We start from the raw sequence: 10988 nt of genomic DNA on the forward strand, positions 1-10988 counted from the left end.
CTATTTTCCGTAAAAGGCTTCGCTGCGGATCACACGGCCCGCGGCGTCGAAGTCCATGAACTCGCTGGCGCGCGTGCCACCCAATTGCCACCACACGGTCAGCCGCGCGATCACCTCGTCCCAGCTCCAGCCCAGGATCTTCAGGTCCGCGCTTTCGATGTGGCCATAGGCCTGCCGCCAATAGGCGCGGATGTTCTCCGCGCCCGCGACAACGGGGGAGCCTGTCAGTTCGAGCGCCAGCGTACTGCGCATCTGCGCATCATCGGCGAAATGCGCGACGACCGCGTCGATGTCGACCTTGCACCAGCTCGCGTGCCATGCGGCGACGAAACGTTCGGCCGCCGCGCGATCCATCTTCCCTGCGCTCATGGCAAAGCCCTCCCCTGGCCCGTTGGCCGGGAAAGTGGCAAAGCCGCGCTCTTATGTCAACTATGTTGACTTGAGAAGCCGTCAGTTGTTGTCGGCGATCGCCTCCATGACGGCCATCCAGGCCGCCGTGCCAGACGCCCCGGCGCGCTCGAACGCCTGGCGCATGACCTTGCGCTCGTGGTCCGACGCCCTTTGCTCGATGCGCTGCCCCGCGGCCGTCAGGCGCAGCAGCTTCGAGCGATGCTGCTCGGGCGCGCGCTGCGACGTCAGGAGCTTGCGCTCGAGCAGTAACTTGAGCGGCCGGTTCAGGGCCTGCTTGGAAATGCCGAGGACCTCGATCAGCGCGCCGATCGCGATATCGGGCCGGCGCGCCACGACGTAGAGGATACGATGGTGCGGGCGCGACAGGCCCTGCTTGGCGAGATAGTCGTCGGCCTCCAGCGTCATCCCGCGCCAGCCGTAATACATCAGCTCCAGCGCCGCATCGAGCTCGTGCAGCTTCGCAAGCGAAGCGCGATGCAGCCCCGCGGCTTGAGACGTCTTCGACATGGAAAAGCCTAACCCCTCGCCCGCAACTCGCGCCGCAGCACCTTGCCCGTGGCCGTCATCGGCAGCGTCTCGGCGAACTCCACATAGCGCGGATATTCGTGCGCGGCGAGCTGCACCTTCACGAACTCCTGGATCTCGCGCGCGAGCGCGTCGTTGCCGGTAAAGCCCGGACGCAGCACGATCCAGGCCTTGATCGACTCGGTGCGGATCGGATCGGGAATGCCGACCACGGCGGCCATCGCCACCGAGGGGTGTTTCATCAGCGTATGCTCGATCTCGGACGGGCCGACGCGGTAGCCGGCCGTGGTGATGACATCGTCCTCGCGGCTGACGTACCAGAAATAGCCGTCCTCGTCCTGCACGCCGAGATCGCCGGTGAGCAGGAATTCGCCGGCATATTTCTTCGCCGTCGCCTCCGGATTGCGCCAGTATTCGAGCATGGTGACCGGGCACGGCTGGCGCACGCCGATGATGCCGCGCTGACCGCGCGGCAATTCCTCGCCCTTGTCGTTGACGATGCGGACATCGAAGCCTGGCGTCGCCCTGCCCATCGAACCCGGCCGGATCGGAAAGAGATTCGAGTTGCTGCCGATCACGAGATTGCACTCGGTCTGACCGAAGACTTCGTGCGCGTCGATGCCAAAGGTCTCGCGCACCCAGCCCAAGAGTTCGCCGCCAAGGGATTCACCGCCGGTGAAGATGCTGCGCAGCCTGACGCCGGGATGCTTCACGCCGGCCTGCCGCATCAGCTTGAGCGCCGTCGGCGGCAGGAAGACGTTGCGCACGGAAAGATCGGCCATCATCTGCATCGCTGCCTGCGGCTCGAATTTTCGCGCGCGATGGCCGACCAGCGGGATGCCGTGATACCAGAATGCCAGCAGGCCGTTGACGAGGCCGCCGATCCAGGCCCAGTCCGCCGGCGTCCACATGAGATCGCCGGGCCGCGGCAGGAAATTGTGACACATCTCCACGTTCGGCAGGTGGCCAAGCACGACGCGATGCGCATGCAGCGCGCCCTTCGGATTGCCCGTGGTGCCCGAGGTGTAGATGATCAGCGCGGGATCGTCGGCCGAGGTGTCGACGTTTGCAAAATCCTCGGACGCGGTTTCGATCGCGGACCAGAACGGCTTTGCGCCGGCGTGGACGGCGCCGCTCGTGACATAGATGTCCTGCAAATAGGGCAGTCGGTCGCGGATCTTCGTGAGCTTCTCCCAGCCCGCCTCATCGGTGATGATGGCTCTTGCTTGCGAATTCGACAGGCGGAATTCCAGTGCGTCCTCGCCAAACAGGGCAAACAGCGGGATCGAGATCAGCCCGGAGCGGAACGCCGCCATATGCGCGATCGGGAGTTCCAGCGACTGTGACAGGAACACCGCGACACGATCACCGCGGACCAGCCCGTCCGCCTTCAGCACATTGGCGAACCGGCGCGACATGTCCGCGATCTCGTCGAAGGAGGTGCGGCTGGTGGCGCCGTTCTCGTCGACATAGATCAGCGCGAGGCGGCCGGTGCCGTCGGCATGGCGGTCGCAGCACGCCTCCGCCATGTTGAAACGCGCCGGGACGTCCCAGCGGAAGTTGCGGATGAGTTCGTCGTAGGTCTTGGCTTCGGTCAGCATCGGCTTGGTCGTCTTCCCGGCGTTTTATTATTGCCCAGTCTAGAGCCGTGAGTGCTCGGGACAAGAGCCCCGCACCGTCGCAAAGAACTTCCTGACATCGCGCACGAAGAGCTCCGGCTGCTCGAAGGCGGCGAAATGACCGCCCTTCTCCATCTCGCTCCAATGGGTGATGTTGTGGAAGTTCGGTTCCATCCAGCGCCGCACCGGCGTGATGATCTCCTTGGGGAACACCGCGACACCCGTCGGCACCTTCACCACCGGCGTCGTGCGTCGCTTGCCGAAGCTCTCCCAATAGAGCCGCGCCGACGAGGTCGCCGTCTCCGTCGCCCAGTACAGCATGACGTTGTCGAGCAGCTCGTCCCTGCTGAAGATGTTTTCGGGATGGCCGTTGCAATCGGTCCAGGCCCAGAATTTTTCCAGGATCCAGGCGGCCTGCCCACTTGGCGAGTCCGTCAGGCCATAGCCGAGCGTCTGCGGCCGCGTCGACTGCTGTTTCGAATAGCCGGAGTCGAGATCGACATAATGCTTGAGACCGGCGAGCGCGCGCTTCTCCTCCGCCGTCGGTTCGCCCTCGACCTTCGGCGCCGCGTTGAAGGCCAGCGTGATGTGGATGCCGGCGCAATGCTCCACATCCTGCGCGCCGAGTGAGGTCGTCACCGCCGAGCCCCAGTCGCCGCCTTGCGCGCCATAGCGCGCATAGCCCAGCCGGTCCATCAGCTTCGCCCAGGTTGCCGCGATGCGGTCGACGCCCCAGCCGGTGGACTTCGGTTTGGCGGAGAAGCCGAAGCCGGGCAGCGAGGGACAGATCACGTGAAAGGCGTCGGCCGGATTGCCGCCATGCGCGGCAGGATCGACCAGCTGCGCGATCACCTTCTGGAATTCGACGATCGAGCCGGGCCAGCCATGGGTGATGATCAGCGGCAGCGCATTCGCTTCTCTCGAACGCACATGGATGAAGTGGATGTCGAGCCCGTCGATCTCGGTGGTGAACTGCGCGAAGCGATTGAGCTTTGCTTCGCGGGCGCGCCAGTCGTAACCATCAGCCCAGTAGGTGCAAATCTCCTGGATCCACTTCAGCGGCGCGCCCTGGCTGCAGTCGTCGACCAGCTCCGCCTCCGGCCAGCGCGTGCGCGCAAGGCGCCATTTGAGGTCAGCGAGGATGTCGTCGCTGATGGCGATGCGGAACGGTTTGATGGCGCCGGTCATCGTGCCTCCCCTGTCTTCTTATGGGGAGAGTAGACCGAACTGATGCCGCATCAAAGGTGCCCATCCTCCCCTGGAGGGGGAGGATGGGTTCGCATGGAGCGAAGCGGCATGCGAACCGAGGTGGGGTGACAGTCTCTCCACCGATGCGCTGCCCGAGTGGAGAGATCACCCCACCCCGCTCGCGCTGCGCGCGATCGACCACGGGCGAGCTACGCTCGTCCCGGACCCCTCCAGGGGAGGGTAAGGACAGCACTAGCCCGACAGTGCGGCCTTCACCAAACCGCTGGCCTTGCCGAAGTCCATCTGTCCCGCGTATTTCGCGCGCAACACGGCGATCACCTTGCCCATGTCCTTCATGCCGGCAGCGCCGGTTTCAGCGATCGCGTCCGCGATCGCCTTCTTCACCTCGTCCTCGGACATCTGCTTCGGCAAGTAAGCCGAGATCACCTCGATCTCCTCGCGCTCCTGCTTGGCGAGCTCGGCGCGGCCGCCCTTGTCGTAGAGCTCGACCGCTTCCTGGCGCTGCTTGATCATCTTCTGCAGCACCGCGAGCAGATCGGCATCCGACAGCGGCGGCTTGCCCTGCCCGCGCGCGTCGATGTCGGCGTTCTTGATGGTCGAGTTGACCATGCGCAGCGTGGACAGCTTGCGCTCGTCCTTGGCCTTCATGGCCTCCTTGACCGCATTGTTGATGTCGTCGCGCAGCATGATCGTGATCCCTTCGAATATATGACGCCTGATCTAGGCCGTTTGCGGCCTCCACACAACCTAGCTCGCGAGCCATTCGGTGAGCGCACGCACCGTCGCTTCCGGCTGTTCCGGTTGCGGCAGGTGCCCGCAGCGATCGAGGATCACGAGCCGTGCGCCGGCAATGCTCTCCGCCATCTCCTTCGAGAACGCGTTGGGGATGGTGTTGTCTGCGTCGCCCGTCAGCACCAATGTCGGACACTTGATGGCTGCAAAGGTCGGGCGCGAATCCACCCGCGCGATGATCGCGCTCTGCTGCCGCAGGTAGCCTTCAACGCCGACATCCTCATCCTGCGCATGTATGAGCTTGAGAATATCGGCATCGTCGCGCCGCGACGGATGCACGAGCTCCGGAAAGCTCTCCTCGCGGATGGCGCGAAGCTCGCCGCGCCTGGCGCGCTCCATCAGGCCGCGGCGGCGCGCGATCGCCTCCGGCGTGTCGGGGCGTGCCTGAGTGTTGATCAGCGCCAGCCTTGCCACCCGCCCGGGCGCCTGGCGCATGATCTCGAGGGCGATGTAGCCGCCCATGGAATGGCCGGCGAGTGCGAAGCGCGGCGGCGCCTCGCTCAGCACCCTGGCGGCGATCGCCGCCATGCTGTCGTCGCGGATATGGTTGGCAATCATCACCGGGCCGAGCCGCCACAGAGCGGGGAGAACCGGGGCGTAGATCCGGGCCGAGGAGGCCAGCCCCGGAACCAGCAAAAGCGGGGTGGTCTGGTCCATTATTGCCTCGCAAGCCCCTCAAATTGCCGGAAATTGTGCGGCCGAGCTTAAGTGGCCGAGACGAGCTGTCAAATATGCAAAAACGCATGTGAATCGGCCCTCTCCCGCTTTGACGGGCGCGTGCAGGGGGCTTATGAAGCGGGCTCATGACACAACATGACAACGATCCCGCTTGGCCGGACCATAAACCGACCGCGCTCCTCGTGCTTGCCGATGGCACGGTGCTCGAAGGCTTTGGTCTCGGCGCCGAAGGCCATGCCGTCGGTGAGGTCTGCTTCAACACCGCGATGACCGGCTATGAGGAGATCCTCACCGATCCCTCCTATGCCGGCCAGCTCATCACCTTCACCTTCCCGCATATCGGCAATGTCGGTACCAACGAGGAAGACATCGAGACGGTGAACATGGCCGCGACGCCGGGCGCGCGCGGCGTGATCCTGCGTACCGCGATCACCGATCCCTCGAACTACCGCGCCACCAAGCATCTCGACGCCTGGCTGAAGGCGCGCGGCATCATCGGCCTCTCCGGCATCGACACCCGTGCCCTGACCGCGCTGATCCGCAGCAAGGGCATGCCCAATGCCGTGATCGCGCACTCCAAGACCGGCGAGTTCGACCTGCACGGTCTCAAGGAAGAAGCGCGCGAATGGCCCGGCCTCGAGGGCATGGACCTCGTGCCGATGGTCACGAGCGGCCAGCGCTTCACCTGGGACGAGACGCCGTGGCTGTGGGACAAGGGCTTTGGCCGGCAGGAGAAGCCCGAGTTCAACGTCGTCGCCATCGACTACGGCATCAAGCGCAACATCTTGCGCCTGCTCGCCGGCGTCGGCTGCAAGGTGACGGTGGTGCCGGCCACGACGTCATCCGAGGACATCCTGGCGATGAAGCCGGACGGCGTGTTCCTGTCAAACGGTCCGGGCGATCCGGCCGCGACCGGCAAGTACGCGGTGCCTGTCATCCAGGACGTGATCAAGTCGGGCACGCCGACCTTCGGCATCTGCCTCGGCCACCAGATGCTCGGCCTCGCTGTCGGTGCGAAAACCAAGAAGATGCATCAGGGCCATCACGGCGCCAATCATCCGGTGAAGGACGAGACCACCGGCAAGGTCGAGATCACCTCGATGAACCACGGCTTTGCCGTGGACGAGAAGACCCTGCCGAAGGGCGCGACGCAAACCCACATCTCGCTGTTCGACGGCTCCAATTGCGGCATCCAGCTCGACGGCAAGCCGGTGTTCTCGGTGCAGTACCACCCCGAGGCCTCACCGGGTCCGCGCGACTCGCACTATCTGTTCCAGCGCTTTGCCGATCTGATGCGGCAGAAGAAGAGCGCGTAAGGCCAAAATCGCCGGCGGATGACTCCGCCGGCTCCGTCACGGACGCATGAACATGAAGTCCGTGTCGGGATCGCAGTTCTCGGCGACGAAGCGCAGCTCCGCCTGGATGTCGGCGACCGACCTCGTCTCCAGATATTTCGAAATCACCAGACTCAGCAAGGCGCGGCAAACGGCTTCGTACCCGAGGCCGGCCGTCTCAGCTTCATCGATGGCCGCCGAGAAATGACGCTGCGCAACGTCGGATGCGTACATGGCGTTCCCTCTCTTTCGCTTTGACTTGCGTGCCCGCCAATAGCCGCCTGCGCCTTGATCTTCGTCAAGCCGGGGTATGGACTGTGTCAGGAACCAAGCGACCCGCGCCGTCTTGATTCCTGGTCTATCGCTACTCGGAGTCCTGCCATGTCCGTCGTCCGCGACAAGGCCGAGCCGCTCGCCATCGTGTTCGAGGATGACGGGCTCGTGCCGAACAACATCCTTCCGTTCCTGGTCTACCAGGGTGCGGTGAAGCTCGATCCGGAGCGGCCCGAAGAGACCATCGAAAACCTGTTCGAGGAGAACGGATGGGGCGGGACGTGGCGCAACGGCGTCTACGACTATCTGCACTATCACGCCACGGTGCATGAGGTGCTGGGCGTCGCGCGCGGCAGTGCCCGCGTCCGCTTCGGCGGCGACCATGGCCAGGAGCTGGAGATCAAGGCCGGTGATGTCGCGATCCTGCCGGCCGGCACCGGGCATCAGTGCATCAAGGCGAGCGATGATTTCTGCATCATCGGCGCCTACCCACCCGGCGCGAAGATGCAGATCACGCGGGCAACGCCGGAGAACCATGCGAAAGCACTGAAGACGATTCCAGACGTCGCACTGCCGCCGGCCGATCCCGTGACGGGGAAGGATGGGGCGTTGATGCGGTTGTGGGGGTAGCCAAGAGCGCAGGTGCCCGTAGGGTGGGTTAGCCGAAGGCGTAACCCACCACCGCCTGTCTCCGAGGAAACAGAAGAGGTGGGTTACGCTACGCTAACCCACCCTACGGCAGCTACAGCAGCGCGCCTACGCCGCGTTGCTGCCTTCCTGCCGGGTCGCCTCGAACAGGAACCAGGTGCGCCGCTCGGTCTCGTCGATGAAGATTTCCAGGATGCTGGCGCTGGCGACGTCGCCGGCCTCGTCGCAGACGTCGTGCGCCTTACGCATCGCAGCTGCGACGTGCTTGTTGTCCTGCATCAGCTCGCGCAGCATCTCGCGCGGCGGGACGTAGTCCTCGTTGTTGTCCTTGATGGTCTGGAGCTTCGCGACCTGGCCGATCGACTTCAGCGTGGTGCCGCCGATCTTGCGGACGCGCTCGGCAAGCTGGTCGGTGGTGGCGAAGATCTGGTCCGACTGCTCGTCGAGCAGCAGATGGTAGTCCCGGAAGTGCCGGCCGCTGACGTGCCAGTGGAAATTCTTGGTCTTCAGATACAGTGCGAACGCATCGGCCAGAAGCACGTTCAGTTGCTCCGAGACCTTCTTGACCCCGTCGGGCGACAGATCGGTGGGGGTGTCGAGATCGGGCGAGACCTTGTTGTTGGTTTTGCTCACGGGAAACCTTCCTGTTAGGACGCGGACATTGACGGCGCGCCGTCGCACCCCTAACGCAAGGCGGGCAGCGCCGGTTCCTCGACAGGAACCGTTTGGGACCCGCGGATACCATGGACGATTGGATCGATTATTACGACTCGACGCATACGATCTATGTCAGCAAGCTGCATCGCGACTTGCACTTCCAGATCATTGCGCGGGACATCATCGGCTACATCACCTCGCCCGAGGCGACTGTGCTCGATTACGCCTGCGGCGAGGCGCTGTCGGCGAACCAGGTGGCGGCCGCCTGCGGCAAGCTGATCCTGGCCGAACCGGCGCCGGGCGTGCGCGGCCGGCTGATCGCGCGGTTTGCCCCCAACACCAAGATCCGCGTCCGCTCGCTCGACGACGTCCGCAAGATGCAGGACCAGTCCGTCGACCTCGTGGTGATGAACTCGGTCGCGCAATACATGACGGGCGAGGAGCTCGATGCCGCGCTGCTCAATATCCGGCGATTGCTGACTCCCTCGGGAAAGCTGGTGCTCGGCGACATCCTTCAGCCCCAGGTCGGCATGTTCAGGGACGTGATGGCCCTGCTCGGCTTCGGTCTGCGTCACGGCTTCCTGAAGGACGCGCTGATCGGCCTGATCAGCACCGCGCTGTCGGATTACCGTCAGCTGCGCTCGAAGATCGGGCTGCAGCGCTACAGCGAGGACGAGATCACCGCGAGGCTGAAGGCCGCCGGCTTCGCAATCCAGCGCGCTCACACCAATATCGGCCACAATCGCTGGCGCATGACCTTCATCGCGCGGCCACCGCTGGTTCGTTAAGCATAACAATTAGTCGTTGTGGCTTGTCGCACTGCAATCAGTAAGGTTCGCGCCGGCCCGGTGGCGGAAGCGTCTACGCAAGGGCGGTGCAACGCTCTTCATCCTGGTTCAAATCCAGGCCGGGTCTCCAGCCTTCGCGGCTGACGCCGCTTCGGCTGGGCAAGCCCCATCGTGCGAAGGTTGCCTCGGCGAAGCCCGAAGGGCGAAGACGGGCGTGGCGCAGCCACGCTAGACCAGCAGAGGCGAAGCGTGTCCGGCGTAGCTGGAGCGAAGCGAAAGCGAAGACGGACTGACGGCAACGCGCGCCGGGGCAAATAGGCAGCCCACGCGCAACCGTCTCATTTTCGGTCAACCTCGACCAATTCGCACTCCGGCAGCAGCGGCAGCCGGTCGGCATCCTTGGCTGCGGAGCTGAGCACCGCATCGAGCAGGCCCGGGAAGCGCGCCTCCAGATCCTCACGTCGCAGCCGCATGAAGCGGTTGGTGCCCGCCACGCGGGTCTGCATCAGGCCGCAGTCGCGCAGCTTGGCGAAGTGATAGGCGAGGTTCGACTTGCCGCTCAGCGCGCTGAAATCGCTGCAGCGGAGTTCGCTGCTGACACGTTCCTGCTGAGCGAGCTGGTAGACGATCGCCAGACGGATCGGATCGCTCAGGCAATCCAGAACCATTGGCAGCTCGATCTGCTCGCGGGTGGGATGGTGCGGCGTGCGGCTCATGATCCCGGAATCATAGCGATGCGCCCGCAATGTTCAATAGTTCTTGAACCAATTGACAGCGAAACCGCTTCGTTCGATAGTTCAATAAACATTGAACATAGGATTGTCTCCAATGAGCGTCTTCTGGCTGGCCCTGGGGGCCTTTGCGATCGGCACCGAAGGCTTTGTGATTGCGGGGCTTTTGCCTGCGATTGCGGGCGATCTGTCGATTTCGGTCTCGGCCGCCGGGCAATTGGTCACCGCCTACGCCCTCACCTATGCCGTAGGCTCGCCGGTCCTGGCGGTGGCGCTGAACAATGTCGATCGCCGCACCGTGCTGGCTCTGGCGCTGGCGACCTTCATCGCCGGAAATATCGCGGCCATGGTGGCCTCCAACTACGCTCTGCTGCTGGCCTCGCGAATGCTGATGGCGCTGGGCTCCGGCCTGTGCATGCCGACCGCGCTCGCGGTGTCGGTCGCCGTCGCCTCGCCTAAAGGCGCGGCCGTGCAGTGGCGCTGGTCACCTCCGGACTCACGGTTGCGACCGTCATCGGCGTTCCCCTCGGCAATCTCGTCGGCAGCCTTTTTGGCTGGCGCGCGACCTTCGCCATGGTCGCGCTAATCGGCGCTGTTGCGCTCGCTGGGCTCCTGCTCGGCCTGCCCCGCGGCCTGCCGCGCAACACGGCTTCGCTCAGCGACCGGCTGGCGGTGGCGCGTCACAGCAACGTCCTGATCGCGCTTCTAATCACCATTCTCTGGGCGCTCGGCGGCTTCACCGTGTTCACCTATTTCGCGATTCCCTTGCGCGGCCTCGGCTTCGATGCCTCGCAGATCAGCCTGGCGCTGCTGGTGTTTGGCGGCGCGGCCGCGATCGGGAACATGCTCGGCGGCGCCCTGGCCGACCGGCTCGGCACGCTGACCACCGCCGCGCTCGGGCTCGCCGGCATGGCGAGCGCCCTGATCCTGCATTCGCTGGTGCTCAAATTGATGCCCGGACAGGCGCATTATGCCGTGCTGGGCACGATCTTCCTCTGGGGCATCTCGGGGTGGGCGTTTTATCCGGCCCAGATCGCCAGCATCATCCGGATCGAGCCGCAGGCCTCGATGATCGCGCTCTCGCTCAACGCCTCCTCGATGTATCTCGGCTTCGCCATTGGCGGGGCCCTCGGCGGCGCGGTGCTCGCGGCCCTGTCGCCGACGGACCTCGGCTGGATCGGCGGATCGAGCGTTGCGGCCTCGCTGCTGGTGCACCTCGCCCGTGGCTGGCAGGCCCGGCCAAAACCCGTCAAAATTGCCGGTCGATGGGTGTTTTTCGGGGTTTCGCCGCCCCGAAAACTGGTCTAAGACCCACCCGCGCGC

12 protein-coding genes, 1 tRNA gene and 1 pseudogene are annotated in these 10988 nt (G+C 64.6%); 5 read left to right on the forward strand and 9 right to left on the reverse strand.

All coding sequences use genetic code 11. The features are described 5' to 3' along the window. The 6 genes from XH79_RS27655 to XH79_RS27680 form a co-directional block, all read right to left on the reverse strand. Entirely contained in the window at positions 1-369 is a 369-nt protein-coding gene (locus tag XH79_RS27655) for a YybH family protein (protein ID WP_271583653.1), read from the reverse strand. 81 nt (positions 370-450) lie between these two features. Next, positions 451-918, reverse strand: a complete 468-nt coding sequence (locus XH79_RS27660; RefSeq protein ID WP_271583654.1) for a MarR family winged helix-turn-helix transcriptional regulator — start codon at positions 916-918, stop codon at positions 451-453. Between the two features lie 8 nt (positions 919-926). Then, a complete protein-coding gene (locus tag XH79_RS27665) occupies positions 927-2537 on the reverse strand; it encodes an acyl-CoA synthetase (RefSeq protein ID WP_271583655.1) in 1611 nt (536 codons plus the stop codon). A gap of 39 nt (positions 2538-2576) precedes the next feature. After that, the gene (locus XH79_RS27670; RefSeq protein WP_271583656.1) at positions 2577-3743 is read right to left on the reverse strand and encodes an epoxide hydrolase family protein; all 1167 of its coding nucleotides are present in this window, start codon (positions 3741-3743) and stop codon (positions 2577-2579) included. A 252-nt stretch (positions 3744-3995) separates the two neighbouring features. Beyond that, a complete protein-coding gene (locus XH79_RS27675; RefSeq protein ID WP_018643800.1) occupies positions 3996-4451 on the reverse strand; it encodes a GatB/YqeY domain-containing protein in 456 nt (151 codons plus the stop codon). 60 nt (positions 4452-4511) lie between these two features. Next, positions 4512-5213, reverse strand: coding sequence for an alpha/beta fold hydrolase (locus XH79_RS27680; RefSeq protein ID WP_271583657.1), 702 nt, complete (start codon positions 5211-5213; stop codon positions 4512-4514). A gap of 146 nt (positions 5214-5359) precedes the next feature. Between XH79_RS27680 and carA the strand changes: the two genes are divergently transcribed. Then, positions 5360-6550: a glutamine-hydrolyzing carbamoyl-phosphate synthase small subunit gene (gene carA / locus XH79_RS27685; protein ID WP_212341711.1), complete on the forward strand. Its 1191-nt coding sequence runs from the start codon at positions 5360-5362 to the stop codon at positions 6548-6550. 36 nt (positions 6551-6586) lie between these two features. Here carA and XH79_RS27690 read toward each other — a convergent pair whose 3' ends face one another. Then, entirely contained in the window at positions 6587-6802 is a 216-nt protein-coding gene (locus tag XH79_RS27690; RefSeq protein ID WP_212341712.1) for a hypothetical protein, read from the reverse strand. Between the two features lie 147 nt (positions 6803-6949). Here XH79_RS27690 and XH79_RS27695 point away from each other — a divergent pair, with 147 nt between their 5' ends. Further along, positions 6950-7471 (forward strand): cupin domain-containing protein, encoded by a 522-nt coding sequence (locus XH79_RS27695; RefSeq protein WP_271583658.1) that lies wholly within the window; start codon positions 6950-6952, stop codon positions 7469-7471. Positions 7472-7597: 126 nt separating this feature from the next. Here XH79_RS27695 and XH79_RS27700 read toward each other — a convergent pair whose 3' ends face one another. Continuing rightward, positions 7598-8122, reverse strand: coding sequence for a Dps family protein (locus tag XH79_RS27700; protein ID WP_212341714.1), 525 nt, complete (start codon positions 8120-8122; stop codon positions 7598-7600). A 110-nt stretch (positions 8123-8232) separates the two neighbouring features. Here XH79_RS27700 and XH79_RS27705 point away from each other — a divergent pair, with 110 nt between their 5' ends. Both XH79_RS27705 and XH79_RS27710 read left to right on the forward strand, forming a co-directional pair. After that, positions 8233-8934, forward strand: a complete 702-nt coding sequence (locus tag XH79_RS27705) for a class I SAM-dependent methyltransferase (protein ID WP_271583659.1) — start codon at positions 8233-8235, stop codon at positions 8932-8934. Positions 8935-8988: 54 nt separating this feature from the next. Continuing rightward, positions 8989-9064 (forward strand) — tRNA-OTHER (locus XH79_RS27710). Positions 9065-9272: 208 nt separating this feature from the next. Here XH79_RS27710 and XH79_RS27715 read toward each other — a convergent pair. Beyond that, on the reverse strand, positions 9273-9650 hold the full coding sequence (locus XH79_RS27715) for an ArsR/SmtB family transcription factor (protein ID WP_211413233.1): 378 nt from the start codon (positions 9648-9650) through the stop codon (positions 9273-9275). A 112-nt stretch (positions 9651-9762) separates the two neighbouring features. On the opposite strand from XH79_RS27715, the pseudogene XH79_RS27725 reads away from it, so the two are divergent. Then, a pseudogene (locus XH79_RS27725) lies at positions 9763-10973 on the forward strand (MFS transporter). Positions 10974-10988: the final 15 nt, after the last annotated feature.

The organism is Bradyrhizobium sp. CCBAU 45389, from assembly GCF_028128625.1.
In the GTDB taxonomy this organism is placed as follows: Bacteria; Pseudomonadota; Alphaproteobacteria; order Rhizobiales; family Xanthobacteraceae; genus Bradyrhizobium; species Bradyrhizobium liaoningense_B.